A 26,402-nucleotide genomic window follows, 5' to 3' on the forward strand; every position below is an offset into this window, starting at 1 on the left:
CCAGTCGTGCCGGAAATACATCTTCGCACTTGTTCACGGCAGCTGATGTCCGGGTCCGCCCCAGGGGTGTCCCGAAGGGTGGTCACAGGGGCGGGAATGCCCCCGACGGAAGGGCATCATCGCAGCTCAACGCGGGGTTGACAGCGGCGGGAGCGGCGTATTGGGCGGGCCGGGCCGCGCCTGGTTCCGCACTGTGGAACAAAGTTTCGCCCGCAGCGAACAGAGGTGCGGGCGGGGTCCCGCCTTCTACTCGCAGGTAACCGCGCTGAGGGCGGGGTCGCGAACGCGGGCGGGGTCGTGAGCGCGGGCGGACCCGGGAAGACGGACGGGGTCCGGCGCGAGCGCGCCGAACCCCGTCCGTCCGAACCCCGGATCAGGCCTTGTCGCCCGCCGCGGTCCGCTCGGCGAAGCGGACCAGGGTGCGCACCGCGCTCGCGGTGCCGCCCTTGGGGGTGTAGCCGAACGGCGCGGCCTCGTGGAAGGCCGGGCCGGCGATGTCCAGGTGGGCCCAGTCGATGCCCTCGGCCACGAACTCCTTGAGGAACAGGCCGGCCACCAGGCCGCCGCCCATCCGCTCGCCCATGTTGGCCAGGTCGGCGATGGTCGACTCGGTCATGCCCTTGCGCAGCTCGGCCGGCAGCGGCATCGGCCAGGACTGCTCGCCGGCCTCGCCCGCGACGGTGTGCAGGGTCTCGCGCAGCTCGTCGTTGTTGGCCATCACACCGAAGGTGCGGCTGCCCAGCGCCAGCATCATCGCGCCGGTCAGCGTCGCCACGTCGACGATCACGTCCGGGTTCTCCTCGCCGGCCCGCACGATGGCGTCGGCCAGCACCAGGCGGCCCTCGGCGTCGGTGTTGAGCACCTCGACGGTCTTGCCGCCGTACATCTTCAGCACGTCACCCGGGCGGGTGGCGGTGCCGGACGGCATGTTCTCGGCCAGCGCCAGCCAGGCGGTGACGTTGACGGCCAGGCCCAGGCGCTTGGCGGAGACGACGGCGGCGAACACCGCGGCGGCGCCGGCCATGTCGCACTTCATGGTCTCGTTGTGGCCGGCCGGCTTCAGCGAGATGCCGCCCGAGTCGTAGGTGATGCCCTTGCCGACGAACGCCAGGCTCGCCTTGGCCTTCGGGTGGGTGTACGCCACCTTCACCAGCCGCGGCGGGTTGGCCGAGCCGTTGCCGACGCCCAGCAGGCCGCCGAAGCCGCCCTTGAGCAGCGCCTTCTCGTCCAGCACCTCGACCTTGAGGCCGTGCTCCTTGCCGGCCGCCTGGGCGATCGCGGCGAAGATCTTCGGGTTCAGGTCGTTCGGCGCGGTGTTGACCAGGTCGCGGGCGCGGTTCATCTCCTCGCCGACGACCAGGGCGCGCTCGACGGCGGCCTTGGCGTCCTTGCTGCCCTTGCGGGCGGTCAGCAGCACCAGCTCGCCGACCGGCTCCTTGGCGCTGCCGTTGCCCTTGTAGGTGCCGAAGGAGTACGCGCCGAGCAGGCCGCCCAGCGCGACCGCCTCGACCTCGTCGGCGGACTCGACCGGCAGGGCCAGCGCGGCCTTCTTGCTGCCGGCCAGGGTGCGGGCGGCGACACCGGCGGCGCGGCGCAGCGTCTCCAGGCCGTAGCCGCCGTCGGCGGCCTCGCCGAGGCCGACCGCGAGCACGAGCGCGGCCTTCAGGCCGGCGGGGGAGGGGACCTTGACGGCCTCGCCCTCGGCGCCGGTCGCGCCCAGGGTGGTGAGGACCTCGGCCAGCTTGCCCTCGAACGCCTCGCTCACGGCTTCGGCGCCCGGCGCCAGCACGATGCCCTTCGGGCCCTTCGCCACACCGATCACCAGCGCGTCCGCGCGCAGCGAGGCGGCGGAGGAGGTGCTCACAGACAATGCAGTCACGTAATGCGTCCTGTTCTATCGCGGTCCACGGCACCGGTGACGGCACGGCTGCCGCACCGGCGCAGCCCGGGGCCGCCACTGCGGGCCGTCCCGCCGGTGCGGGTCTGGTCCGGGGCCCCTGGCGCGTGCGTCTACCGGTCTCGGCGGCCGCACACACCAGAAACCCCGGCTCCTCGACGCGCGTCGGCCGGGCCGGACCTGCGACGGTGCAGGGCTGCGGTGCTCCCCGCATGGTAGTCCGCATGCTGGAATCACGCGCCGCCCGGTGTCCCGCCGTCCGCTCCGGGGCCCGGCGGTGCGCCTCAGCCCAGCAGCGCGAGGGCGAACACCGCGCCGGTCGCGGCGGTCTCGGCCATCGCACCGAGGACGTCCCCGGTGATGCCGTCGAACCGGTGTACGCAGCGCCGCAGCAGCAGCCAGGAGCAGCCCAGGCCGACCGCAACGGCCAGCGGCAGCCGCAGAACTGACCAGCCGTCAAGCAGGCCGAGGGCGGCCAGCAGCAGCGCCGAGCAGGCCGTCGACGCCGCCGCCGCGCCCGGCGGCACGGTACCCGCCACCATCGCGCCGAGCCCGCCCGGACGGGCGGCCGGCACCGGGCGCGCGCAGCCCCAGGCCAGTGCGCACCGGGCCGTCGTCGCCGAGGCGAGCACCGCGAGCGCGCCGCGCGCCGGCGAGGCGTCGAACTGCCCGGCCAGTGCGGCGATCTGGGCCAGCAGCACCAGCACCAGCGTGAGTACGCCGAACGGCCCGATGTCGGACTGCTTCATGATGCGCAGCGCGTCCTGCGCCGGTTTGCCGCTGCCCAGCCCGTCGGCGACATCGGCCAGACCGTCCAGGTGCAGGCCCCGGGTCAGCGCGGCCAGGACGCCGACGGCGGTCACCGCGCCGAGCGGCCCGCCCGCTCGCCAGGCCACCGCCGCTCCCGCGCCGGCGGCCAGGGCCCCGAGCACCAGGCCGACCACCGGCGCCGCCGTCATCGCCCGGCCCGCCGTCGGGCGGTCCCACCGCTCGACCCGCACCCGCAGCACCGAGAGCGTGCCGAAGGCGAACCGCAGTCCCTCACCCCAGCCGGCCGCTGCCTCCGGTGACCCGTCCCGCATGGCCCGCCGCTCCTCACATCCGTACGTCGGGGCGCGGCCCCGTGCCGCGCCGCGCTCCGCGGCGGCCCGGCCTTCGGGGCGGCGGGAGCCGGGCGGCCGCGGAGCCGGGCGGTCAGACCCGGCCGAGCAGCTCCGCCGCCGAGGGCAGCTTCGGCTGCTCCTTGGGCGTCGCCGGAGTCCTCGGGACGGGCGCGTGCTCGGCCAGGGCGTCCGCCGCGGCCTGCAGCAGCGGCAGCGCCATCAGCGCGCCGATGCCCTCGCCCATGGTGATCTCCTGCTCCTGCAGCGGCGTCAGGGTGAGCCGGTCGTAGGCCTTGGCCTGGGCCGGCTCGCCGGTGGACTGCCCGGCCCGCCACCACTCCGGCGCCCGGAACGCGATCCGCTGGGCGACCAGCGCGCAGGCCGCGGAGACCACGCCGTCCAGCACCACCGGGAGCTTGCGCACGGCGGCCTGCAGCAGGAAGCCGGTGATCGCCGCGAAGTCGGCGCCGCCGGTGGTGCCGAGCAGCGCCAGCTGGTCGCCGAGCACCGGCCGGGCCCGCCGCAGCGAGTCCCGGACGGTCGCGCACTTGACCATCCACACCCGGTCGTCGATGCCCGAGCCGCGCCCGGTCACCGCGGCCGCGTCCGTCCCGCAGAGCGCGCCGACCAGGACCGCCGCCACCGTGGTCGCGCCGACCCCGAGGTCGCCCAGGACCACCAGGTCGGTACCGGCGTCGGCTTCCTCGTCGGCGACGGCCATCCCGGCCCGGAAGGCCTTGGCCGTCTCCTCGGCGCTCAGCGCGTCCTCGACGTCGATCCGGCCGGAGCCGCGCCGCACCCGGTGCGCGACCACGTCGTCCGGGAAGTCGGACGGGTCCGCGTCCACCGCGACGTCCACCACCCGCACCTCGGCGCCGAAGCGCCGGGCGAGCAGGGCGACCGGCGCGGTGCCGTCCAGCACCGCCCGCACCCGGGCGGCCGTGCCGCCCCGCGCGGGCAGCCGGGACACCCCGAGGGCCGCCACCCCGTGGTCGGCGGCGAACAGCAGCACCTTGGGCGCCGACAGCGGCCGCACCGGGGAGCACCCCTGTACGGACGACAGCCAACTGCCCAGCTCCTCCAGCCGGCCGAGCCCGCCGCGCGGGCGGTCCAGCGCCTGCCAGCGCTCTTCGGCGGCCCGCCGGGCGCTCTCGTCGGGGCGCTCGACGAGCGAGGAGAACGTATCGAGATCCACGGTCGTGTCCATCGGTCGGAAGGCTACACGCCGCAGATGGTCAGCCTGCGGCGGGCTTGACCGTCAGAACCTGCCCCGCCACGACGAGCAGCACACGCTCCGAGGCGTCGGCCACCGCCATGTTCAGCCGGCCCAGGGTGTCGCGGAAGCGGCGGCCCGAGGCGGTCGCCGGGACGATGCCCATGCCCACCTCGTTGCTGACCGCGATCACGGGTCGCCGGGTCGCCGCCCAGGCCCGCGCCAGCCCCTCGCAGCGCCGCTGGACCGCCGCCTCGCCGCCGTCCGCCCAGACCGCGTCGTCCCAGGCGCCGCACTCGTCCATCACCGCGGTCAGCCAGAGCGCCAGGCAGTCGATCAGCACCGGCGCCGGGTCGGCGGCGTCCGCCAGCACGGCCTCCAGGTCGCAGGTCTCGGCGGTGCGCCAGCTCGCCGGCCGCCGGTCGCGGTGCAGCGCGACCCGCTGCGCCCACTCGGTGTCGCCGTCCCGGGTGCCGCTGGTGGCCACGTACAGGACGTCCTGGTGCCGGGCGAGCAACTGCTCGGCCCTGGTGGACTTGCCGGACCGGGCGCCGCCGAGGACCAGGGTGCGGGGGAGTGCGGGGTGGGCTGCCATGCGTCCATCCTGCCAAGGGGGCGGCGCACCGCCCCGGTCGGGCCCGGACCGACCGACAACGCGGCCCCGGCCAGGCATACGGAAGATCGGGCCGGGAAGGCTAAGGTGCGCAGCACACGCGCAGTACACAGGCAGCGCACAGGTCGTCAGTGGGAGGAAACCGGACATGGTCTGGACGTGGCGGTACGAGAAGGCGGACGGCACCGTGGTGGCCCCGAGCGGCGGCCAGGAGGAGGAGTTCGCCGGCCAGGGGGACGCCGAGACCTGGATCGGGGAGAGCTGGAAGCAGCTGGCCGAGGACGGCGTGGACACCGCGGTCCTGCTCGACGACGGCCGGGAGATCTACTCGATGAGCCTGCACGAGGCCTGAGCCCTCTACTTGGCCCCGAACACGTGCAGCAGCGCGGCGACCTGCCGGTACGGGTCGGTGCGACCGGCCCGCTCCTCGGCCTCCAGCAGCTGCGCGAGCTGCCGGCCGTCCACCGGCGGCGCCGCGTCGTCGGGCGCGTTGTCGGTGAAGACCCGTACGCCGTACCAGTGCCGCAGCGGCACGGACACCTCGGAGAGGGTGACGGCGAGGTCGGCGAGCCGGTCGGCCCGGGCGGCCAGTCCGAGCCGGTTGTAGTAGCGGTCGCTCTCGAAGGCGTGCAGGGCGGCCCGCCAGTCCCCGGCGGCGGCGGGCCGCAGGGCCAGCGCGTCGCGGTTGCGGACCAGCAGCGAGAGCAGCCCGCCGGGGGCGAGCAGCCGGGCCAGCGAGGCGATCATCGGATCCGGGTCCGGCAGGTACATCAGGACGCCGTGGCAGAGCACCACGTCGAAGCTGCGCGGCCCGAACCAGCGGCCGCACTGGTGGCCGTCGCCGCTGAGCAGCTGCATCCGGCCGCGCACCTCGGGCGGCTCCTCGGCCAGCGCCCCCTGGGCGACGCCGAGCGCGACCGGGTCGGAGTCGATCCCGGTGACGTAGTGGCCGGCCCGGGCCAGCCGCAGCGCCTGGGTGCCCTGGCCGCAGCCGATGTCGAGGACGCGCTGTTCGGCGCGGCCGGCGAGCTGCTCGGCCAGCTGCCGGGCGACCAGCTCCTGCCGGACGAGGTTGCGCAGGCCGCCGAGGCGTTCCAGCCAGGGGCCGGCGCCGCCGGCGAAGGAGCCGCTGCGCGAGGGCAGCCGGCGCTCCTGGGCGATCCGGTCGTGGCCGCCGTCGCCCTGGCCCGGAAGCGCGTACAGGCCGGGCCCCTCCCAGGCGGGAGGGGCCCAGCCGGAGTCCACCGGTTCGGCGGTCAGGGCTTCTCTCCGCGCCGCACCTGCGGCTTGGGCAGGCGCAGCCGGCGCATCTGCAGGATGCGCATCAGGCCGTAGGCGACCGCACCGCGGGTGTTCTGGTCCGCGAACCGCTCGGTGAGCTGCTTGCGCAGACCGAAGCCGAGGCGGACGAAGTCCAGCACCACCAGCACGAAGAAGGCCAGGAAGAGCAGCGTGGAGAGCAGCTGGAGGGCCGGCACCTTGACGATGCTGAGGACCAGGATCACCACGGCGGCGGGCAGGAAGAACTCGGCGAGCGACCAGCGGGCGTCCACGTAGTCGCGGGTGAACTTGCGCACCGGGCCCTTGTCACGGGCCGGCAGGTGCCGCTCGTCACCCTCCAGCAGCGCGGTGCGCTGCTTCTCGCGCTCGCTGCGCATCCGCTCGCGCGCCTGGCGGGAGGCCTCCTTGCGGTCCTTGGGCACGGTCACCCGGGTGCGCCGGTTGGCCTCGGCCGCACTGCGCTTGGGCGTGGGCCGGCCCTTCTTCGCCTGCGGGTCGCGGGTCTGGGTCGTCTCGTCCTGCTTCTCCAGCACGGCGGCGGAGGCAGCGGCATCATCTGAACGGCGTCGGAACACACCACCAGCGTACGGGGTGCGCGACCGCTTCCACGGGTGCCCTCGGACCCAAACGCATATCGATCGTGCCGGTCCGGGCCCGGAGCCGGGTTTGCGGGGGTCTTCCCGTAGGGGATCACACCGGCGGACGGTGGCTGGGATGAGGGGCGGATCCACCCCGGGGATGAGGCCGCCGCCGGGTCGCTGTAGCAGTCTTGTTGCAGGCAGGTGCACTGCGGCGACGGGCTCGCTGCACATACACTCGTCGTGTCTGGTAACGAGATAAAGACCGCAGGCCGGAGAAGGGGGCACCCGAGGCCCATGAGCGACGGAATCATGAAGCGTATGGGGTTGATCTTCCGCTCCAAGGCGAACAAGGCCTTGGACCGGGCGGAGGATCCCCGTGAGACGCTCGACTACTCGTACCAGAAGCAGCTCGAACTGCTGCAGAAGGTACGTCGCGGCGTCGCGGACGTGGCCACCTCGCGCAAGCGCCTGGAGCTCCAGCTGACCCAGCTGCAGCAGCAGTCCGCCAAGTACGAGGACCAGGGCCGCAAGGCGCTCTCGCTCGGTCGGGAGGACCTCGCGCGCGAGGCCCTGACCCGCAAGGCGAACATGCAGTCCCAGATCACCGATCTGGAGGTGCAGTACCAGCAGCTCCAGGCGGAGGAGGAGAAGCTCACGCTCGCCTCCCAGCGGCTGCAGGCCAAGGTCGACGCCTTCCGCACCAAGAAGGAGACGATCAAGGCCACCTACACCGCGGCCCAGGCGCAGACCCGGATCGCCGAGTCCTTCTCCGGCATCTCCGAGGAGATGGGCGACGTCGGCCTGGCGATCCAGCGGGCCGAGGACAAGACCGCCCAGATGCAGGCCCGCGCGGGTGCGATCGACGAGCTGCTGGCCTCCGGCGCGCTCGACGACGCCAGTGGGCTCGGCCGCAAGGACGACATCGAGGCGGAGCTGGAGCGGGTCGCCGGTGGCTCGGACGTCGAGCTGGAGCTGGCCCGGATGAAGGCCGAGCTGACGGGTGGCTCGCCGGCCTCCGGTCCGCAGGCCATCGAGCCGGGCAAGGCGCAGCCGCAGGACGCCCAGCCGGACAACCCGCGGATCAACTACAACAAGTGACCTGAGCTTCACCCCACTGAACCAGGGAGACGCAAGGCATGATCATGAGGGTCATGGGGGAGGGCCAGTTCGAGGTGGGCGACGCCCATCTGAACCGGCTGAACAAGCTCGACGACGAGCTTCTCGCCGCGCTGGAGTCGGGGGACGAAGAGCATTTCCGTCGAGCGCTCGGGGAGCTGCTGGGCGCGGTGAAGGAGTTCGGCACCCCGCTGCCGGACGCCTCGCTGGAGCCCTCCGACCTGATCCTCCCCGATGCCGACTCGACGATCGACCAGGTTCGGCAGCTGCTGCGGGCCGAGGGTGACGGCCTGATCCCCGGCTTCCCCGAGTAGCCGCCGTCTCGCGCCAGACGAAAGGGCGGGCTCCTCCATCACGGAGGAGCCCGCCCTTCGGCGTGCGGTGCGTGGCTACGGCAGGGCGAGCATCCGGTCCAGCGCCGCCTTGGCGTACTTCTCGGTCTCCGGGTCGACCCGGATCACGTTCGGCACCCGGCCCTCGACCAGCGACTCCAGTGCCCAGACCAGGTGCGGCAGGTCGATCCGGTTCATCGTGGAGCAGAAGCAGACCGCCCGGTCCAGGAAGACGACCTCCTTGTCCGGGTGCGCCTTGGCGAGGCGGCGGACGAGGTTCAGCTCGGTGCCGATGGCCCACTTGGAGCCGGGCCCGGCGGCGTCCAGCGCCTTGATGATGTACTCGGTCGAGCCCACCATGTCGGCGGCCGCGACGACCTCGTGCTTGCACTCGGGGTGCACCAGCACGGTGACGCCCGGGATGCGCTCGCGGACGTCGTTGACCGAGTCCAGCGAGAACCGGCCGTGCACCGAGCAGTGGCCCCGCCAGAGGATCATCTTGGCGTCCCGCAGCTGCTCGGCGGTCAGGCCGCCGCCCGGCTTGTGCGGGTTGTAGAGCACGCAGTCGTCCAGCGAGAGGCCCATCTCGCGCACCGCGGTGTTGCGGCCCAGATGCTGGTCGGGCAGGAAGAGCACCTTCTGCCCCTGCTCGAAGGCCCACTCCAGGGCCCGCTGGGCGTTGGACGAGGTGCAGATGGTGCCGCCGTGCTTGCCGGTGAAGGCCTTGATGTCGGCGGAGGAGTTCATGTACGAGACCGGGACGGTGACGTCGGCTATGCCGGCGTCGGTCAGGACGTCCCAGCACTCGGCGACCTGCTCCGCGGTGGCCATGTCGGCCATCGAACAGCCGGCCGCGAGGTCCGGCAGGACGACCTGCTGGGCGTCGCCGGTGAGGATGTCCGCGGACTCGGCCATGAAGTGCACGCCGCAGAAGACGATGTACTCGGCCTCCGGGCGGGCGGCCGCGTCGCGCGCGAGCTTGAAGGAGTCGCCGGTGACGTCGGCGAACTCGATCACCTCGTCGCGCTGGTAGTGGTGGCCGAGGATGAAGACGCGCTCCCCGAGTGCCTCCTTGGCGGCCCGGGCGCGGGCGACCAGGTCCGGGTCGGAGGCGGCGGGAAGGTCTCCGGGGCACTCGACGCCGCGCTCGCTGTTCGGGTCGGCCTCACGGCCGAGCAGCAGCAGAGCGAGCGGCGTCGGAGTGGGGTCGACGCCGTAGGTCTCGGTGATGGTGGTGGTCACGGGCGGGTGCCCTTCTGTGCGGCCGATCAGTCGGTGCAGCCTTCTCGTCTATCTGACGCTATCTATGATAACCGCTTAGCGTCAGACTGACGATGGCCATCCTGTCGATGTGACGAGAACCGCTCTCCGCTTCGGACCCGTTCGGTGGCGCCGGAAGCACGATATGACGAGGTCCGGCGTGGCCGAATCGATATCCGGGCCCGGCCGGGTTTGGCTGGGTCCATGAAGGCAATCGCGATCCGCCGCTACGGCGGCCCCGAGGTGGTCGAGTACCTCGACCTGCCGGACCCCAAGGTCGGGCCGGACTCGGTACTGGTGGAGGTCAGGGCGGCCGGGGTGAACCCGGTGGACTGGCGGGTCCGGGACGGCAGCCTGGACGGTCTGCTGGACGCCCACTTCCCCCTGGTGATGGGCTGGGACGCGGCCGGGGTGGTCCGGGCGGTCGGTGGCGGGGTGACCGAGTTCGCGCCCGGCGACGAGGTCTACGGATACGTGCGCAAGGACTCCGTCGAGCACGGCACCTACGCCGAGCTGGTCGCCGCACCCGTCCGTACGCTGGCCCGCAGGCCCGCGGCCCTGGACTGGGCGCAGAGCGGCGGCCTGCCGCTGGCCGGTCTCACCGCCCTGCAGAGCCTGCGGGCGCTGCGGGTGCGGGCGGGCGACACCGTGCTGGTGCACGCCGCCGCGGGCGGGGTCGGCCACCTGGCCGTGCAGATCGCCAGGGCGTTCGGGGCCCGGGTGATCGGCACCGCGGGCGTGCGCAACCACGACTACCTGCGCGGCCTCGGGGCCGAGCCGGTCGCCCACGGCGAGGGCCTGGCCGAGCGGGTCCGGGCGCTGGCGCCCGACGGTGCGGACGCCGCCCTCGACCTGGTCGGCGGCGGGGCCGTCGACGTCTCGGCCGCCCTGGTCGCGGACCCGTCCCGGATCGCCTCCGTCACCGACTACCGGGTGAGGGCGCTCGGCGGCCACTACGTCTGGGTCCGCCCCGACGCCGCCGGGCTGGCCGAGCTGGCCGCGCTCGCCGACGACGGCCGGCTCACCGTCACCGTCGCCTCCACCTTCCCGCTCGCGCAGGCCGGCTCCGCCCAGGCGCTGAGCGCCGAGGGCCGCACCCGGGGGAAGATCGTCCTCCTGGTCGACTGAGCCCGCCGGACCGGGGACGGACCCCGATCCGTCATCTGTCAGCGGTGGACTCGGTCCTGTCATCCGCCAGAATGGTGCAGAACCGTTTCGGCGGCTGCCGCCCCCCGCCGACCCCGTACGACCTGTGGAGCCCCGCACCGATGACCAGCAGTCGAGCACACGAGACGGTCGGGGCCGACCTCGACGAGACCGACCGTCTCCTGCTCGCCCGGCTGGGCAGCGACGGCCGGGCCTCGTACGCCGAGATCGGCCTGCAGGTGAACCTCTCCGCCACCGCCGTCCGCCGCCGGATCGACCGGCTGCGGGCGCGCGGGGTGGTCCGCGGCTTCACCGTCGTCCTCGACCCCTCGGTGCTCGGCTGGCAGACCGAGGCCTTCGTCGAGGTCTACTGCCGTGAGCGGACCGCCCCCGAGGAGATCCTGGCGAGCCTGCGCCAGTTCCCCGAGGTGGTCGCCGCCTGGACGGTCACCGGTGACCCCGACGCCCTGGTCCATCTGCGGGCCGCCGACATGCGGCACCTGGAGGCCGTGATCGAGCGCATCCGGCGGGAGCCCGGCGTCCAGCGCAGCCGCTCCTCCGTCGTCCTGTCCCAGCTCATCGGCTGACCCGAACGGTCCAGTCCGGTCCCGCGAAGGGCCGCTCCGCCCCCCCCGGCCGGGGCCCGCCCCGGGGCCTGCGCAGGAATCCTGCGCACGCCCCGGCGAAGACGCTCGAATCCTGCCTGACCAGCCGCGTTCGGACGCGCGGCGGAGGCCCTGCGCTGCCTAGGCTGATCACAACCGGCGGAGCGGTGAGACGTCCCGCGCCGCCGGCCCTCCCCCCGACACCCCACAGCCGAGAGGGACCCCCGTGTCCGCAGCCCCCGACCGCATGCACCGGCCCGACAACGAGCTGGTCGACCTGGTATTCGACTACATGCGGGAGCGGCTGCAGTACGACCCCGTCCCGCTCGACCACCCCGGCGACGGCGAGCACCTGCGCACCCAGCTGGCCGGCCTGCTCAACCCGGACGGCAACAACCCGGCCGACGTGCTGAAGCTCTACGACCACGAGCTCTCCCGCGCGGTGATCTCCGCCGACAGCCCGCGCTACCTCTCGTTCATCCCGTGCGCGCCGACCAAGGCCGCCCTGCTCTTCGACATGGTCGTCTCCTGCGCCTCCCTCCAGGGCATCTCCTGGCTGGAGGCGGCCGGCGCCATCGCCGCTGAGAACCAGGTGCTGCGCCTGATCGCGGACCGGGCCGGAATGCCCGAGTCGGCCGGCGGCACCTTCGTCTCCGGCGGCTCGGCCGGCAACCTCTCCGCCCTGGTGGTCGCCCGCGACACCGCCCGCCGCCGGCTCGGCGTCGGGCCGGAGGCCCGGCTGCGGATCGCCGTCGCCGACCAGGTGCACTCCTCGGTCAAGAACACCTTCAACATCATCGGCGTGGAGGCCTTCAAGGTCCCCACCGTGGACCGCCGCTTCACCGGCGAGGCGCTGCGCGCCGCCCTGGCCGCCGACCCGAACCCCGAGACGGTGATCGCCGTCGTCGGGACGGCCGGCACCACCAACGAGGGCATCATCGACGACCTCCAGGGCCTCTCCGAGGTGGCCCGCGAGCGCGGCCTCTGGTTCCACGTGGACGGCGCCTACGGCGGCGCGGGCCTGTTCGCCCCCTCCGTCCGGGCCCGCTACAACGGCATCGAGCACGCCGACTCCTTCGTGGTGGACCCGCACAAGTGGCTGTTCGCCCCCTTCGACTGCGCCGCGCTGATCTACCGCAACCCGCAGCTCGCCCGCGCCGTGCACACCCAGGACGCCTCCTACCTGGACGTGCTGCACACCGAGGGCGACGAGTGGAACCCCACCGACTACGCCTACCACCTGACCCGGCGCGCCCGCGGCCTGCCGCTCTGGTTCTCGCTGGCCGTGCACGGCACCCAGGCCTACACCGACGCCATCGAGACCGGCCTCACCCTGGCCCGCGACACCGCCCAGCTGATCCGCGACACCGAGCACCTGGAGCTGCTGTTCGACCCGCAGCTCTCCGCGGTCTGCTTCCGCCGCAAGGGCTGGACCAACGACGACTACTACCGCTGGTCGCAGCAGCTGCTCGCGGACCAGATCGGCTTCGTCACCCCGACCGGCTGGGACGGCGAGACGGTCGCCCGCTTCGCCTTCCTGCACCCGGGCACGACCATGGAGATGGTCCGGGAGATCCTGGACACCATGATTTAAGGCCCCTTCGCCGCCGGGGCGCTCGACCCGGCGCCGACGGTCGTCGCTCCGTCGCTCCTTCGTCGCTCCGTCGCTTCTCCCTTTCGGCACCGGCGCGCCCCTTTGGCTCAGGGGTAACCCCGTGGGGGCCGGGGGAGTGGGAGGGCACCGGCGCGCCCCTTTGGCTCAGGGGCAACCCCGTGGGGCCGGGGCCTTTGTGACGGGCCCAGGCCGAACCTCGGTGGGGCCCGGGAGAGCGGTGCGGTGTGTGAACCCCCGCCGGGTGCCCGGCGGGGGTTTCGCCGTCTACAGCAGGGCGCCGTTGGGCAGGTAGGGCGCCGGGGGGCGCATCCCGCGCAGGCCCAGGTAGCCCCGGGTCCGCAGGGTAAGGCCCACCTCCAGGCCGACGTCCAGCGCCCACTCCTGCTCGGCCGTCAGGTACTCCACCCGGGCCTCCACGCCGTCCGGCACCCGTGCCAGCGCCTCGCGCAGCAGCCGGGCGGCGATCCGCTTCGAGGTCGCGGCCAGCAGCTTCACCTCGCCGCCGTCCCGGTAGCAGTAGCCGCTGCCGGCCAGCGCGTCGGCGATCAGCAGTTCCTCGCAGTGGGCCAGCATCAGCTCGTGGTCCGGCCCGTGCGCGGCGCCGCGCAGCCGCCGGTCCACCGAGTCCAGCAGGTGCCGGTGGGTGGCGTTGCCGGGGTGCACCGGGATGTCCCCGGGGTCGAGCAGCCCGGCCCGGTCCACCTGCCCGGTCAGCGTCATGGCCGGGTGCAGGGTGAACCCGGCCAGCCGGTACCGGCGGGCGGCCGCCGGGGACGGCGAGGCACAGAGCATCCCGCGCAGGCAGCCGCGCCCGTACGCGGCGGCCCGCTCCAGCAGGAGCCGCCCGAGCCCCTGGCCCTGCGCCTCGGGCCGCACCACGAGCAGCGCCAGGATCCAGAGGCCCTCGCGGCGCAGCGACAGCACCGCGCCGACCGGCTCGCCGTCGCTCTCCGCCAGCCAGCAGCCCTGCTGGTCGGTGCGGACGAGGTGTCTGATCCGGGCCAGCCGGCGGACCGGCGACCGGTCCTGCGCGGCCGTGCCGGGGGAGTCGGCGAGCGAGGCGAACGAGGCGCGGGCGATGTGCTGGACGGCCTCCGCGTCGGCGGCGGTGTCCTGGACCAGGCGCAGGATCATGCCCACCATCCTGGCCGCCGCGGTGTCCGCCCGGGGCCGGTTCGGCCGGATCGGAGGTCGAGGCGGTGTCCGACCCGCGCGGGTTGTGCGAGCATGGGGAGCGTAGGGGAGCGGGTGGTACACCCGGCCCACGAAAACATTCCGCCGCCGAAAGCCGCCGAAAACACACTGCCGTCCGGGAAATGAATCCGGACGGTCGTTGGTTGGCACTGGCGGCAGACCGTCGTCAAGACCGGGAGAAAGCAGATGACCGTCCAGGACGAGACCACCGTCGAGAGTGGCATCCTCCTTACCGATGCCGCCGCGGCCAAGGTCAAGGGCCTGCTGGAGCAGGAGGGCCGCGACGACCTTGCGCTGCGCGTTGCCGTCCAGCCCGGTGGTTGCTCCGGCCTGCGTTACCAGCTGTTCTTCGACGAGCGCTCGCTCGACGGTGACGTGCTCAAGGACTTCAACGGTGTCAAGGTCGTCACCGACCGGATGAGCGCCCCGTACCTCGGCGGCGCCACCGTCGACTTCGTGGACACCATCGAGAAGCAGGGCTTCACGATCGACAACCCGAACGCCACCGGCTCCTGCGCCTGCGGCGACTCGTTCAGCTAGTCGGCAGACGGCGAAGGCGGCCCCGGATCCTCCGGGGCCGCCTTCGCCGTTCTCGTGGTGGTCCTACTGCCCGCTGATCTCCGGGCCGACCGGGTCCGGGCCGACGTGCGGGTCGCTCTCCAGCGGCACCGGCTGGCCGGTCGCCAGGTCCGTCACCGCCCGGCCCATCAGCGGCTGCTTCAGCTCGGCCGTCACCGTCTGCCGCTTGGCCAGCTCGGCGCAGGCCTGCCCGGCCGGCATCGGCGCCGCCACCGCGACCCGGACGTCCACCCGCCCGGGCTTGGACTCGTCCGCCTTCAGCGCGTACTTCTCGCAGATCCCGCCGTAGAACCAGACCGTCAGCTTGGAGCCGTCCACCCGGTAGGTGATCGCGGGGTGGACCGGTTGCCCGTTCGGCGCCGGCTCGCCGACCGCGATGCCCGGGGGAGTGGGCGCCGGCGTCGGTGTCCGCGCCGGGCCCGTGGGGGTGGCAGGCCGGGGATCGGGGGTGCTCGCCGCCGGATCGGTCGGCGGGGTCGACACCGGTGGCGAGGCGGTGGCGGGGTCCGTCGGCGCGGCCGGGGAGGTCGAGGCGCCGGGGGAGGCCGTCGCACTCGCCGTCGGCTGCGCCGAGCCGGGCGCCGAATCCGCGGCCGACTTGCCGTCGCCGTCACCGCATCCGGCCAGCGCGGCCCCCGCCAGCAGCAGACCCGCCAGCGCGGCCGCCCGCCGTCCGCGCGGCCGGCCGGCCCGTGCTCCACCGGCCCCTGCTCCACCGGTAGGCCGGGGCATCGTCTCCAGATCCATCTGAACATCCTCCCGAGGGTTCAGCGGCGCCGCCTCGACGGCCGCACCGCGCGGATGTGACGTGCCTCGGACGAATCCGGTTCCCGCTCTCCCGCGGGCCGCCCCCGGGGAGGGATCACATGCCGTATTCGGCCATTCCCGCGACCAGCCGCTGCGCCCCGGACGGCACGCTGATGCCGATCCGGGCGGGTGCGCTGGGCTCCGGGCCGGTCGCCAGCAGCGGCCAGAAGCGCCGCAGCTGCCGGGAGGAGTCCACCAGCGCGTCCAGGGTCTCGCCGTCGGTGTCGCCCCGCAGGGCGGGCGGAACACGCAGCGGGTGGTGACTTGGCATCATCGGGCATCGCTCCGATCCACGGTGCCGCGGCCGCACTGCCACGGCTCGGTCAGGGCCGTTCCGGCCCCTGCCAGCGACCCTAGGCCGCCCTTCCGGCCCCCACCAGAGCTACCCGGGGGTAGTACACGTTCGACGGTGGCCGGTGCCAATGCAGGCGGTCTTGCTGTCGCCCCGCCCTCGCCCGGTACCGTGAGTGGGTTCCGCCCCTTGCTTTCTTTGTGGCCATGCCGCCCGCCTGAGGAGACTTCCCGTGCGTATCGCCGTCGCCGGTTCGATCGCCACCGACCACCTGATGACGTTCCCCGGTCGGTTCTCCGACCAGCTCGTCGCCGAGCAGCTGCACACCGTGTCGCTGTCCTTCCTGGTCGACACCCTCGACATCCGTCGCGGCGGTGTCGCGCCGAACATCGCGTTCGGCATGGGTGTCCTGGGCCTGAGCCCGATCCTGGTCGGCGCCGCCGGTGCGGACTTCGGCGAGTACCGCAGCTGGCTGGAGCGCAACAACGTGGACTGCCGGTCGGTCCACATCTCCGAGACCCGCCACACCGCCCGCTTCATGTGCACCACGGACGAGGACCACAACCAGATCGCCTCGTTCTACACCGGCGCGATGGCGGAGGCCCGCAACATCGAGCTCAAGCCGATCGCCGACCGCGTCGGCGGCCTGGACCTCGTGCTGATCGGCGCCGACGACCCGCAGGGCATGGTCCGCCACACCCAGGAGTGCCGGACCCGCGGCTACGCCTTCGCCGCCGACCCGTCCCAGCAGCTGGCCCGCCTGGACGGCGAGGACATCCGCGAGATCGTCGACGGCGCCGCGTACCTGTTCACCAACGAGTACGAGGCCGCGCTGATCGAGACCAAGACCGGCTGGGACGCCGAGGAGATCCTGACCCGGGTGGGCACCCGGATCACCACCCTCGGCAGCAAGGGCGTCCGGATCGACCGCAAGGGCGAGGCCCCGGTGGTGGTCGGCTGCGCGCCCGAGGAGGCCAAGGTCGACCCGACCGGCGTCGGCGACGCCTTCCGGGCCGGCTTCCTGGCGGGTCTCTCCTGGGAGCTGGACCTGGAGCGCTCGGCCCAGCTCGGCTGCATGCTCGCGACCCTGGTGATCGAGACCGTCGGCACCCAGGAGTACGAGCTGCGCCCGGTCACCTTCCTGCAGCGCTTCGAGGCCGCCTACGGCGCCGAGGCCGCGGCCGACGTCCGCGCGCACCTGGTCAAGTAGCCGGCCCGGCGCACCCGCTCAGGCGGTGCGCCGCACCAGGTAGGCCGAGCCCCGGTCGCCGCCGAAGTCGGCGGCCGGGGCCTCGCCCAGGTACTCCTGGCCGCGCATGCCGCACCAGGCGGGGATGTCCAGCCGGGCCGCCTCGTCGTCGGCCAGCACCGCGACCGTCCCGCCGGCCGGCACCTCGCCGATCCGCTTGGCGAGTTCGATCACCGGCAGCGGGCACCGCTTGCCGAGGGCGTCGACCACCAGGGCGTCGGTCACCGGGGCCGGTCGGCCCGCCGGTACCGGCTCCGGCAGCGACAGGTCCAGCCCGAGCGGGGCGCGGACCCGGGCCACCACCTCCGGCAGCACCGTGAGGAACCGTTCGACGTCGGCCTCGGCCGCGCCGAACGGCAGCGAGACCCGGACGTTGCCCTCGGTGAGCACGCCCATCGCCGCCAGCACATGGCTCGGCGTCAGGGTGGAGGAGGTGCAGGACGAGCCGGAGGAGACGGCGAAGCCGGCCCGGTCCAGCTCGGTCAGCAGCACCTCGCCGTCGACGTACAGGCAGGAGAAGGTGACGAGGTGCGGCAGCCGCCGCACCGGGTCGCCGACCACCTCCACCTCGGGCACGGACCGCGGCACCCGGGCCCGGATCCGCTCGACCAGCGCGTGCAGCCGGGCGTTCTCCCGTTCGGCCTCGGCCCGTACCGCCCGGAGCGAGGCGGCCGCGGCCACGATCGCCGGGACGTTGACGAAGCCGGGCACCCGGCCGCCCTCGCGCTCGTCGGCCGGCAGCGGCGAGGAGTACCGGACCCCCTTGCGCACCGCCAGGACGCCGACCCCGGCCGGGCCGCCCCACTTGTGCGCACTGGCCGTCAGCAGCGACCAGCCGCCCGGGACGTCCACCCGCCCGGCGCTCTGCGCGGCGTCCACCAGCAGCGGGACGTCACCGCAGAGCTCGGCCACCTCGGCCACCGGCTGCACCGTGCCCACCTCGTGGTTGGCCGACTGCAGCACGGCGAGCGCGGTGTCCGGCCGCAGCGCGGCGGCGAACCCCTCCGGCGCGACCCGCCCGTACCGGTCGACCGGCACCACGGTGGCCTCCCCGCCGGACGCCTCGTGCCGCTCCGCGGTGTGCAGCACGCTGGAGTGCTCGACCGCGGAGTGCACCAGGTGCGCGCCGTGGCGCCGGCGGCCCGCCAGCGCGCCGAGCATGCCCAGCTGGACGGCCTGCGTCCCGCCGGCGGTGAAGGAGATCTCGTCGGCCCGGGTGCCGAGCACCTCGGCGACCGTCTCGCGGGCGGCGTCCAGCAGCATCCGGGCCTGCCGCCCGGCGCGGTAGAGCCGTGCGGGATCGGCCCACCCCTCGTCCAGGGCGGCGGTCAGTGCCTGCCGCGCGACGGGGTGGAGCGGGGCCGTGGACGCCACATCGAAGTACACGGTCACATTTAACGACACTCCCGGGCGCTTTCAGGCCTCCGGTCACTGCTTACCGGCCGTCAGTCGATCAACCCGAATGTCCGATTCGTCCGCGTCCGACGAACCGTCACCCACGTTGTCCGAGCTCATCCCCCGATCGGGCGAACGGACCTCTAATGCCTACGATGACCTGCGGCGCAGCCCTTGCGGGGCCTGATCGGGCGACCGGGCGGCGCGTTACCGGGACCTGCCCGTCAGCAGCGCATAAGGCTGGAGTAGGGTTTGGCCCGCATAAGCATTCAAACCGTGCCCGTGGACGGGTCGCCGGGGAGGCTCACAATCCTCCGCGGGGCGACGCGAAGGCGGGCGAGACTTCGGGAAGGCGCTACGTGAGTCCCAACGGCTCCGACCGCTCGCCGCGGCGCACGATGCGGCGGAAGCTGCCTCAGGCGCTGGCACTGGGCCTCGTCATCGCGACCGCTACCGGCTGCTCGGCCAATGACCTCCCCAGGCTTGGCCTCCCGAGCCCCGTCACCGAGGAAGGGCCACTGGTCCTCCACATGTGGCAGGGCTCCTGGATCGCGGCTCTGGCAGTGGGCGCACTGATGTGGGGTCTGATCCTCTGGAGCGTGATCTTCCACCGGCGCAGCCGCTCCGGCGTGCAGATCCCTCCGCAGACCCGGTACAACGTGCCCATCGAGGCGCTCTACACCGCGGTCCCCATCATCATCGTGTCGGTGCTCTTCTACTTCGTCGCCCGCGACGAGTCGAGGCTGATCTCCGTCTCCGAGAAGCCGCAGCACACGGTCAACGTGGTCGGCTTCCAGTGGAGCTGGGCGTTCAACTACGAGAACACCGAGCACCCCGACCCGGCCAACAAGGACGCCGCGTACGACGTGGGCACCCCCAAGGAGGTGCCGACCCTGTACCTGCCGGTCAACGAGTCGGTCAAGTTCGTCCTCACCTCGCGTGACGTCATCCACGACTTCTGGCCCGTCAACTTCCTGATGAAGATGGATGTCGTCCCGGGCGTGGTGAACCAGTTCGAGGTCACCCCGAACGTCAAGGGCGAGTACATGGGCAAGTGCGCCGAGCTCTGCGGCGTCGACCACTCGCGCATGCTCTTCAACGTGAAGGTCGTCGACCGCGCCGAGTACGACAAGCACCTGGCGGACCTCCGGGCCAAGGGCCAGACCGGCGCGGTGCCCTCCGGCATCACGACCATGGGAAGTGAAGAGAAGTGACCATCCTCAACGAGCCCGCCGCGGCCGGCGGGGGCGCCGGGGCCGTCACGGTCGGGGCGCAGCGGACCCGGAAGCCGGGTTCGACCATCATCAAGTGGCTGACCACCACTGACCACAAGACGATCGGCACGCTCTACCTGGGCACGTCGTTCGCCTTCTTCCTGATCGGTGGCATCCTCGCCCTGGTCATGCGCGCCGAGCTGGCTCGTCCCGGGACCCAGATCCTGTCGAACGAGCAGTTCAACCAGGCGTTCACGATGCACGGCACGATCATGCTGCTGATGTTCGCGACCCCGCTCTTCGCCGGCTTCGCGAACTGGATCATGCCGCTCCAGATCGGCGCCCCGGACGTGGCGTTCCCGCGTCTGAACATGTTCGCGTACTGGCTGTACCTGTTCGGCTCGACCATCGCGGTGGCCGGCTTCGTCACCCCGCAGGGTGCGGCCGACTTCGGCTGGTTCGCCTACTCCCCGCTGTCGGACGCCGTCCGCTCGCCGGGCATCGGCGCCGACATGTGGATCATGGGCCTGGCCTTCTCCGGCTTCGGCACCATCCTCGGTGCGGTCAACTTCATCACCACCATCATCTGCATGCGCGCGCCCGGCATGACGATGTTCCGGATGTCGATCTTCGTCTGGAACGTCCTGCTGACCGCCGTGCTGGTCCTGCTGGCCTTCCCGGTGCTGGCCGCCGCGCTGTTCGCCCTGGAGGCGGACCGCAAATTCGGGGCACACGTCTTCGATCCGGCCAACGGTGGAGCGCTGCTCTGGCAGCACCTCTTCTGGTTCTTCGGCCACCCCGAGGTGTACATCATCGCGCTGCCGTTCTTCGGCATCGTGTCGGAGATCATCCCGGTCTTCAGCCGCAAGCCGATGTTCGGCTACTCCGGCCTGATCGCGGCCACCATCGCGATCGCCGGTCTGTCCGTGACGGTGTGGGCCCACCACATGTACGTCACCGGCCAAGTGCTGCTGCCGTTCTTCTCCTTCATGACCTTCCTGATCGCGGTCCCGACCGGTGTGAAGTTCTTCAACTGGGTCGGCACCATGTGGAAGGGCTCGCTGAGCTTCGAGACACCGATGCTCTGGACGGTCGGCTTCCTGGTCACCTTCCTCTTCGGTGGTCTGACGGGTGTTCTGCTCGCCTCCCCGCCGATCGACTTCCACGTCTCGGACTCGTACTTCGTCGTCGCCCACTTCCACTACGTGGTCTTCGGCACGGTCGTCTTCGCGATGTTCGCCGGCTTCCACTTCTGGTGGCCGAAGATGACCGGCAAGATGCTGGACGAGCGCCTCGGCAAGATGACCTTCTGGACGCTCTTCATCGGCTTCCACGCCACCTTCCTGGTGCAGCACTGGCTCGGCGCGGAGGGCATGCCCCGCCGCTACGCCGACTACCTGGCCGCGGACGGCTTCACCACGCTGAACACCGTCTCGACCATCGGCTCGTTCCTGCTCGGCCTGTCGATCCTGCCGTTCCTCTACAACGTCTGGAAGACGGCCAAGTACGGCGAGAAGATCGAGGTGGACGACCCGTGGGGCTACGGCCGCTCGCTGGAGTGGGCGACCTCCTGCCCGCCGCCGCGGCACAACTTCCTCACGCTGCCCCGGATCCGCTCCGAATCCCCGGCCTTCGACCTCCACCACCCGGAGATCGCGGCGCTGGACTACCTGGAGAACCACGGTGAGCCGGCCAAGCACCTCGCCGGTGTGACCCCGGCCAAGTACGACGCCCCGCAGCTGGACAAGGGCAAGAAGGAAGGCGACGCCTGATGAAGGAACAGGGCAAGATCTTCCTGGGCCTCGCGGTCTTCGTGCTCGCGATGGCGATCACCTACGGCGTCTGGACCAACCACTCCGACCTCGGGGTGGAGGCAGCCGGTACCACCGCGCTGTTCCTCGCCTTCGCCCTCTGCGCCTTCATCGGGTACTACCTCGCCTTCACCGCCCGCCGGGTGGACAGCGGCGCGGGTGACAACCCCGAGGCCGAGGTCGCGGACGACTCCGGCGAGCAGGGCTTCTTCGCCCCGCACAGCTGGCAGCCGCTCTCGCTGGCGATCGGTGGCGCGCTCGCCTTCATGGGCGTGATCTTCGGTTGGTGGCTGCTCTACTGGTCGATCCCGATCATCCTGATCGGCCTGTTCGGCTGGGTCTTCGAGTTCTACCGGGGCGAGAACCAGAACCAGTAGGCCTCCCCCTCGCACAGGGCCGGGCATCCCGCACGGGATGCCCGGCCCTTTTGCGTCCCCGGAGTGACGGCCTCACCCCCCTGGTCCAACGGGGGGTCGCTCGGATGTCGCTCCTCCGCTCTCCGTTCCTACGATCTGATCAATCGTGCGACCCCTCGGAGGCGGTCATGGCCGACAGGCGCGGTATCGCAGGTATAGGCACCATCTCGCTGGCTCTCGCAGTGCTGGCCCCGCTGGCCGCCTGCTCGTCCGGTGGTGAGGACGACGCCTCGGGCGGCGTCCACCGGGTCGACGCGGCCCCGCTGGTCCACGTGTCGGCCGAGGGAACGGTGGATCCGTCCCAGCCCGTCACGGTGACCGCCGTCCCGGGCAGCCGGCTCACCGACGTCACGGTGGTCGGCCCGGACGGCCGGGTGGTGGCCGGACAGCTCTCGGCGGACCAGCTCAGCTGGCAGACCACCGGGCGGCTGAAGGCGGCCACCGCGTACACCGTCCGGATCGCCGCCGACGACGGCAAGGGCGGCCGCGGCGACACCACGGCCGGGTTCAGCACGCTGGCCGGACAGCGGCTGCTCACCGCCAAGCTCGGCCCGGACTCCTCCGGCACCGGCCTCTACGGGGTCGGCCAGCCGCTCACCGTCCAGCTCTCCGAGGCGGTGAAGGACCCGCAGGCCCGCCAGGAGGTGGAGCGATCCCTCGCCGTCACCTCGCAGCCCGCCGTCACCGGCGGCTGGTACTGGGTGGACGACAAGAACCTGCACTTCCGGCCGGCGGAGTACTGGCCGACCGGCACCACCGTCAGCCTCGTCTTCGACGGCACCGGCAGCCGGATCGCGGACGGCCTGTACGGCGGCGACCGCTCCGCGCTGTCGCTGCGGATCGGCGAGCGGGTGGAGTCGGTGGTGGACGCCGCCACCCACGAGCTGACCCTGACCCGCGGCGGCGAGGTCGTCCGGACCATACCGGTGACCACCGGCAAGCCCGGCTTCGACACCCGCAACGGCGTCAAGGTGGTGCTCGGCCAGGAGCGCCAGGTGCGGATGAGCGGCGAGACGATCGGCATAGCCTCCGGCAGCTCGGAGGCCTACGACCTGAACGTCGAGTGGGCCACCCGGGTGACCTGGAGCGGTGAGTACGTGCACGCCGCCCCCTGGTCGGTGGGCTCGCAGGGCGTGGCGAACGTCAGCCACGGCTGTACCGGCATGAGCACCGAGAACGCCAAGTGGTTCTACCAGAACACCCGGGTCGGCGACCTGGTCACGGTGGTCAACAGCCAGGGTTCGAGCATGGAGCCGTTCGGCAACGGCTTCGGGGACTGGAACGTCTCCTGGACCGACTGGGTCAAGCACAGCGCCCTCGGACAGCCCCTCAGCACCACGCCGCCGGCCTCCCGGGCCCCCGCCACCGGGATGATCCGCCCGGAGATCTGACACCCCCTCCCGGCCCCCGGCGGCCCCTCCCGACCCCTGCCGCCCCTCCCGGCCCCGCAGGCCCGCTCAGCCCTCCTGACCGGGCCCCTGCGGGGCCAGCCGCAGCGCGGTCGCCACGGCCGCCAGGGCGTCCGCCGCCGGCACCCCGAGCCGCCGGACCCGCTCGGCGTACTCGGTGGCCGCGGCGGCGGCCAGCCGGTGCGCGGTGTCGCCGGTGGCGGCGATCAGGGTGCCGCGCCGGCCGTGCGTCTCCACCACCCCGTCCGCCTCCAGCTCGCGGTAGGCCCGGGCCACCGTTCCGGCGGCCAGTCCGAGCCGCTCGGCCAGGGCCCGGACGGTGGGCAGCCGCAGCCCGGTCGGCAGTACGCCGGTGCGGGCCTGCTCGGCGATCTGCTCGCGGATCTGCTCGTACGGGGGAGTGGCGGCGGCGGGGTCGACGGACAGCTCCACGAGGGCTCCTGACGGTGGGACGCGCGGTGGGACGTGCGGACGGGGAAAGCCCGAGGGCCGCCGACCAGGAAGAACTCTGGTCAGCGGCCCTCGGGGGTGACGCGGGGGTGCGTACGGGATCAGTGGTGGCCGTGGCCGCTGGTGATCTCGTGGTGCTCCTCGGCGGTGGGCTTGGGGATCTGGCTGCCCTCACCGAAGTAACCGCGGGAGACCTTCGCCCGGGTACGGGTGAGAATGCCGGCCTTGCGGGCCACGCCGTTCTCGTCCGTCTCGGCCGGCAGCTCGAACGGCTGCTGCTGCTCGTGCGCGGTGAGCTTGTGCAGCTCGCCCTGCGGCAGCTGCGCGTGCACCTCGATGAACTCGCCGTGCGGCAGGCGCTTGATGACGCCCGTCTCGCGGCCGTGCAGCACCTTCTCCTTGTCCCGGCGCTGGAGGCCGAGGCACCAGCGCTTGGTGATGATGAAGGTGAGCACCGGGATCACGAAGAAGCCGACCCGGACGAAGTACGTGACGTCGTTCAGCGACAGGTGCAGGTGGGTGGCGAACAGGTCGTTGCCACCGGCCACCAGCAGCACCAGGTACAGGCTGATCCAGGCGGCACCCAGCGCGGTGCGGACCGGGGCGTTGCGCGGGCGGTCCAGGATGTGGTGCTCGCGCTTGTCGCCGGTGACCCAGCCCTCGATGAACGGGTAGGCCGCGATGGAGACCAGGACCAGCGGGAAGACCACCATCAGCGGGATGAACACACCCAGGTTCAGGGTGTGGCCCCAGAGGCCGATCTCCCAGCCCGGCATGATGCGGATCAGGCCCTCGGAGAAGCCCATGTACCAGTCCGGCTGGGCGTCCGTGGACACCTGGTCGGGGCGGTACGGGCCGTACGCCCAGATCGGGTTGATCGAGGCGACCGCGGAGATGACCGCGATCAGACCGAAGACGAGGAAGAAGAAGCCACCGGCCTTGGCCATGTAGACCGGCATCAGCGGCATGCCGACGACGTTCTTCTCGGTCTTGCCCGGGCCCGCCCACTGGGTGTGCTTGTGGTAGAAGACCAGGATCAGGTGCGCGACCAGCAGGCCGAGCATGATGCCCGGGATCAGCAGGACGTGGATGGTGAAGAACCGCGGCACGATGTCGTGGCCGGGGAACTCGCCCCCGAACAGGAACATCTGGATGTAGGTGCCGATCAGCGGAGTCGCCAGGACGGCGCCCTCCATGAACCGGATGCCGGTGCCGGAGAGCAGGTCGTCGGGCAGCGAGTAGCCGAAGAAGCCGTCGAACATGCCCAGGACCAGCAGCAGGAAGCCGAAGACCCAGTTGATCTCACGGGGCTTGCGGAACGCGCCGGTGAAGAACACGCGCAGCATGTGCACGAGCATCGCCGCCACGAAGACCAGCGCGGCCCAGTGGTGGATCTGGCGGACCAGCAGACCGCCGCGGACCTCGAAGCTGATGTCCACCGTCGACGCGTACGCCTCGGACATCGGGATGCCCTTGAGCGGGACGTACGAGCCGTCGTAGATGACCTCGCCCATGCTGGGCTTGAAGAACAGCGTCAGGTAGACACCCGTCAGGATGATGATGACGAAGGTGTAGAGGCAGATCTCGCCCAGCATGAAGGACCAGTGGTCCGGGAAGATCTTCCGCAGGTTGGCCTTGGCGAGGGAGTAGATCCCCAGCCGGCCGTCCGTCCAGTCAGCAGCCTGCTCCCACTTGTTGGCGGGCTTGGCACGCGTGCTGCCGGCGGGCTTGGCGGCACCGGAGGTGGTGCTGCTCGCGCTACTCATCGAGCACGCTCCCAGTAGCTCGGGCCGACGGGCTCGTCGAAGTCGCCGGTGGCGATCAGGAAGCCCTTCTCATCAGTGGTGATCTTCAGCTGCGGCAGCGGGTGGCCGGCCGGGCCGAAGATGACGCGCGCGCCGTCCGCCAGGTCGAAGGTCGACTGGTGGCAGGGGCAGAGCGCGTGGTGGGTCTGCTGCTCGTACAGGCTGATCGGGCAGCCGACGTGGGTGCAGATCTTGGAGTAGGCGAGGATGCCCTCGAAGCCCTTCTCCCGGGACTCGTTGTCCTTGATGTCCTCCGGTGCGATGCGCACCAGCATCAGGGCGTCCTTGGCGATCTGCTGCTGGAAGTCCTCGTCGTGCGTGCTCAGACCCTCCGGCATGGCGAAGGTCAGCGAGCCGACGATGAGGTCCTCGGCCTTCATCGGCAGGTTGGTGTTCATGTTGATGAGCTGCAGCGGCTTGGCATCGGTGGCCTCGCGCCAGCCGGTGTGCGCCAGCTTGTCCTCGGGCAGCGGCCCCAGGTCGCGCAGCAGCACCACGCCGGAGAGCGGCACCAGCGCCATCGAACCGATGAGGGTGTTGCGGATCATCTTGCGGCGGCCGAAGCCGGACTCGGCGGCGCCGGTCCTGAACTGCTCGATGACGTCCGCGCGGACCTCGTCGTCGGCCTCGATCGGGTGGCGCTCGGCCGGGATCTCGTGGTCCGACATCAGCGTGCGGGCCCAGTGGACCGCGCCCGCGCCGATGCAGAACAGCGCGACGCCGAGCGTCATCCCCAGCGCGAAGTTCAGCGCGCTGATGTGGCCCAGCGGCCAGATGAAGACGATCTTGTCCGGGTCGATGGCCACGTAGGAGGCGATGAAGCCCACGGTGGCGAGCATCGAGACCACGAACATCAGCGAGACCTGACGCTCGGCCCGCTTGGCGGCCCGCTCGTCGATGTCGGTGCGACGCGGTTCGTGGGCCGGCAGGCCCGGGTCGGCGAACGGATCGCCGTGGGCGGCCACCTCGTGGTGCCCGGCGGAGCCGTGCGACTCCGGGAGCTTCTCTTCTGACATGTC

At 72.2% G+C, this 26,402-nt stretch carries 25 protein-coding genes and 1 pseudogene; 12 read left to right on the forward strand and 14 right to left on the reverse strand.

Features of this window, described 5'->3' with window-relative positions:
* Positions 1 to 373 precede the first annotated feature (373 nt).
* The 4 genes and pseudogenes from ACFVYI_RS01320 to cobU form a co-directional block, all read right to left on the reverse strand.
* The gene (locus ACFVYI_RS01320; RefSeq protein ID WP_387880157.1) at positions 374 to 1,879 is read right to left on the reverse strand and encodes a leucyl aminopeptidase; all 1,506 of its coding nucleotides are present in this window, start codon (positions 1,877 to 1,879) and stop codon (positions 374 to 376) included.
* A 302-nt stretch (positions 1,880 to 2,181) separates the two neighbouring features.
* On the reverse strand, positions 2,182 to 2,979 hold the full coding sequence (locus ACFVYI_RS01325) for an adenosylcobinamide-GDP ribazoletransferase (RefSeq protein ID WP_387880159.1): 798 nt from the start codon (positions 2,977 to 2,979) through the stop codon (positions 2,182 to 2,184).
* A gap of 112 nt (positions 2,980 to 3,091) precedes the next feature.
* Positions 3,092 to 4,207, reverse strand: a complete 1,116-nt coding sequence (locus ACFVYI_RS01330) for a nicotinate-nucleotide--dimethylbenzimidazole phosphoribosyltransferase (RefSeq protein ID WP_387880161.1) — start codon at positions 4,205 to 4,207, stop codon at positions 3,092 to 3,094.
* 28 nt (positions 4,208 to 4,235) lie between these two features.
* Positions 4,236 to 4,796, reverse strand: a pseudogene (gene cobU / locus ACFVYI_RS01335) (bifunctional adenosylcobinamide kinase/adenosylcobinamide-phosphate guanylyltransferase); the annotation flags it as partial.
* A gap of 178 nt (positions 4,797 to 4,974) precedes the next feature.
* On the opposite strand from cobU, the gene ACFVYI_RS01340 reads away from it, so the two are divergent.
* Positions 4,975 to 5,178: a hypothetical protein gene (locus ACFVYI_RS01340; protein WP_329487330.1), complete on the forward strand. Its 204-nt coding sequence runs from the start codon at positions 4,975 to 4,977 to the stop codon at positions 5,176 to 5,178.
* Positions 5,179 to 5,183: 5 nt separating this feature from the next.
* On the opposite strand, the gene ACFVYI_RS01345 is transcribed toward ACFVYI_RS01340, so the two are convergent.
* Together ACFVYI_RS01345 and ACFVYI_RS01350 are read right to left on the reverse strand one after the other, a co-directional pair.
* Positions 5,184 to 5,924: a class I SAM-dependent methyltransferase gene (locus ACFVYI_RS01345; protein WP_387880517.1), complete on the reverse strand. Its 741-nt coding sequence runs from the start codon at positions 5,922 to 5,924 to the stop codon at positions 5,184 to 5,186.
* A 158-nt stretch (positions 5,925 to 6,082) separates the two neighbouring features.
* Complete coding sequence (locus ACFVYI_RS01350) at positions 6,083 to 6,682, reverse strand: DUF3043 domain-containing protein (protein ID WP_387880163.1); 600 nt, start codon at positions 6,680 to 6,682, stop codon at positions 6,083 to 6,085.
* Positions 6,683 to 6,982: 300 nt separating this feature from the next.
* On the opposite strand from ACFVYI_RS01350, the gene ACFVYI_RS01355 reads away from it, so the two are divergent.
* Together ACFVYI_RS01355 and ACFVYI_RS01360 are read left to right on the forward strand one after the other, a co-directional pair.
* On the forward strand, positions 6,983 to 7,786 hold the full coding sequence (locus tag ACFVYI_RS01355) for a PspA/IM30 family protein (protein WP_387880165.1): 804 nt from the start codon (positions 6,983 to 6,985) through the stop codon (positions 7,784 to 7,786).
* Between the two features lie 38 nt (positions 7,787 to 7,824).
* On the forward strand, positions 7,825 to 8,118 hold the full coding sequence (locus ACFVYI_RS01360) for a hypothetical protein (RefSeq protein WP_387880167.1): 294 nt from the start codon (positions 7,825 to 7,827) through the stop codon (positions 8,116 to 8,118).
* Positions 8,119 to 8,193: 75 nt separating this feature from the next.
* On the opposite strand, the gene nadA is transcribed toward ACFVYI_RS01360, so the two are convergent.
* Positions 8,194 to 9,378 carry a quinolinate synthase NadA gene (nadA, locus tag ACFVYI_RS01365; protein ID WP_387880168.1) on the reverse strand — a complete coding sequence of 395 codons (1,185 nt, stop codon included), beginning with the start codon at positions 9,376 to 9,378 and terminating at the stop codon, positions 8,194 to 8,196.
* 222 nt (positions 9,379 to 9,600) lie between these two features.
* Here nadA and ACFVYI_RS01370 point away from each other — a divergent pair, with 222 nt between their 5' ends.
* The 3 genes from ACFVYI_RS01370 (at position 9,601) to ACFVYI_RS01380 (ending at position 12,741) form a co-directional block, all read left to right on the forward strand.
* Positions 9,601 to 10,524: an NADP-dependent oxidoreductase gene (locus ACFVYI_RS01370; RefSeq protein WP_387880169.1), complete on the forward strand. Its 924-nt coding sequence runs from the start codon at positions 9,601 to 9,603 to the stop codon at positions 10,522 to 10,524.
* A gap of 140 nt (positions 10,525 to 10,664) precedes the next feature.
* Positions 10,665 to 11,129, forward strand: a complete 465-nt coding sequence (locus tag ACFVYI_RS01375; RefSeq protein ID WP_360628002.1) for an Lrp/AsnC family transcriptional regulator — start codon at positions 10,665 to 10,667, stop codon at positions 11,127 to 11,129.
* Between the two features lie 244 nt (positions 11,130 to 11,373).
* Positions 11,374 to 12,741, forward strand: a complete 1,368-nt coding sequence (locus ACFVYI_RS01380; RefSeq protein WP_387880172.1) for a pyridoxal phosphate-dependent decarboxylase family protein — start codon at positions 11,374 to 11,376, stop codon at positions 12,739 to 12,741.
* Between the two features lie 285 nt (positions 12,742 to 13,026).
* Here ACFVYI_RS01380 and ACFVYI_RS01385 read toward each other — a convergent pair whose 3' ends face one another.
* On the reverse strand, positions 13,027 to 13,896 hold the full coding sequence (locus tag ACFVYI_RS01385; protein WP_387880175.1) for a GNAT family N-acetyltransferase: 870 nt from the start codon (positions 13,894 to 13,896) through the stop codon (positions 13,027 to 13,029).
* A 246-nt stretch (positions 13,897 to 14,142) separates the two neighbouring features.
* On the opposite strand from ACFVYI_RS01385, the gene erpA reads away from it, so the two are divergent.
* Positions 14,143 to 14,496: an iron-sulfur cluster insertion protein ErpA gene (gene erpA, locus ACFVYI_RS01390; RefSeq protein WP_329487322.1), complete on the forward strand. Its 354-nt coding sequence runs from the start codon at positions 14,143 to 14,145 to the stop codon at positions 14,494 to 14,496.
* A gap of 63 nt (positions 14,497 to 14,559) precedes the next feature.
* On the opposite strand, the gene ACFVYI_RS01395 is transcribed toward erpA, so the two are convergent.
* On the reverse strand, positions 14,560 to 15,282 hold the full coding sequence (locus ACFVYI_RS01395) for a hypothetical protein (protein ID WP_387880177.1): 723 nt from the start codon (positions 15,280 to 15,282) through the stop codon (positions 14,560 to 14,562).
* Positions 15,283 to 15,397: 115 nt separating this feature from the next.
* Positions 15,398 to 15,616 (reverse strand): hypothetical protein, encoded by a 219-nt coding sequence (locus ACFVYI_RS01400; RefSeq protein WP_387880180.1) that lies wholly within the window; start codon positions 15,614 to 15,616, stop codon positions 15,398 to 15,400.
* Positions 15,617 to 15,866: 250 nt separating this feature from the next.
* On the opposite strand from ACFVYI_RS01400, the gene ACFVYI_RS01405 reads away from it, so the two are divergent.
* Entirely contained in the window at positions 15,867 to 16,844 is a 978-nt protein-coding gene (locus ACFVYI_RS01405) for a carbohydrate kinase family protein (RefSeq protein ID WP_387880182.1), read from the forward strand.
* A gap of 18 nt (positions 16,845 to 16,862) precedes the next feature.
* Here ACFVYI_RS01405 and ACFVYI_RS01410 read toward each other — a convergent pair whose 3' ends face one another.
* On the reverse strand, positions 16,863 to 18,275 hold the full coding sequence (locus ACFVYI_RS01410) for a cysteine desulfurase/sulfurtransferase TusA family protein (RefSeq protein WP_387880183.1): 1,413 nt from the start codon (positions 18,273 to 18,275) through the stop codon (positions 16,863 to 16,865).
* Between the two features lie 362 nt (positions 18,276 to 18,637).
* Between ACFVYI_RS01410 and coxB the strand changes: the two genes are divergently transcribed.
* The 4 genes from coxB to ACFVYI_RS01430 all read left to right on the forward strand — a co-directional run bounded on the left by coxB (position 18,638) and on the right by ACFVYI_RS01430 (position 23,110).
* Positions 18,638 to 19,492: a cytochrome c oxidase subunit II gene (gene coxB / locus ACFVYI_RS01415; RefSeq protein ID WP_387880186.1), complete on the forward strand. Its 855-nt coding sequence runs from the start codon at positions 18,638 to 18,640 to the stop codon at positions 19,490 to 19,492.
* Entirely contained in the window at positions 19,489 to 21,264 is a 1,776-nt protein-coding gene (gene ctaD, locus ACFVYI_RS01420) for a cytochrome c oxidase subunit I (protein ID WP_387880189.1), read from the forward strand. Before coxB ends, ctaD begins: the two co-directional genes overlap by 4 nt.
* A complete protein-coding gene (locus ACFVYI_RS01425; protein WP_387880192.1) occupies positions 21,264 to 21,680 on the forward strand; it encodes a cytochrome c oxidase subunit 4 in 417 nt (138 codons plus the stop codon). Before ctaD ends, ACFVYI_RS01425 begins: the two co-directional genes overlap by 1 nt.
* A gap of 167 nt (positions 21,681 to 21,847) precedes the next feature.
* Complete coding sequence (locus ACFVYI_RS01430) at positions 21,848 to 23,110, forward strand: Ig-like domain-containing protein (protein WP_387880195.1); 1,263 nt, start codon at positions 21,848 to 21,850, stop codon at positions 23,108 to 23,110.
* A 66-nt stretch (positions 23,111 to 23,176) separates the two neighbouring features.
* Here ACFVYI_RS01430 and ACFVYI_RS01435 read toward each other — a convergent pair whose 3' ends face one another.
* The 3 genes from ACFVYI_RS01435 to ACFVYI_RS01445 form a co-directional block, all read right to left on the reverse strand.
* On the reverse strand, positions 23,177 to 23,560 hold the full coding sequence (locus ACFVYI_RS01435; RefSeq protein WP_387880198.1) for a GntR family transcriptional regulator: 384 nt from the start codon (positions 23,558 to 23,560) through the stop codon (positions 23,177 to 23,179).
* Between the two features lie 119 nt (positions 23,561 to 23,679).
* Positions 23,680 to 25,344, reverse strand: coding sequence for a cytochrome bc complex cytochrome b subunit (locus ACFVYI_RS01440; RefSeq protein WP_387880201.1), 1,665 nt, complete (start codon positions 25,342 to 25,344; stop codon positions 23,680 to 23,682).
* The gene (locus ACFVYI_RS01445; RefSeq protein WP_387880204.1) at positions 25,341 to 26,399 is read right to left on the reverse strand and encodes a Rieske 2Fe-2S domain-containing protein; all 1,059 of its coding nucleotides are present in this window, start codon (positions 26,397 to 26,399) and stop codon (positions 25,341 to 25,343) included. The genes ACFVYI_RS01440 and ACFVYI_RS01445 overlap by 4 nt, the downstream gene beginning before the upstream one ends.
* Positions 26,400 to 26,402 lie beyond the last annotated feature (3 nt).

Source organism: Kitasatospora sp. NPDC058218, from assembly GCF_042882445.1.
Classification (GTDB): Bacteria; Actinomycetota; Actinomycetes; order Streptomycetales; family Streptomycetaceae; genus Kitasatospora.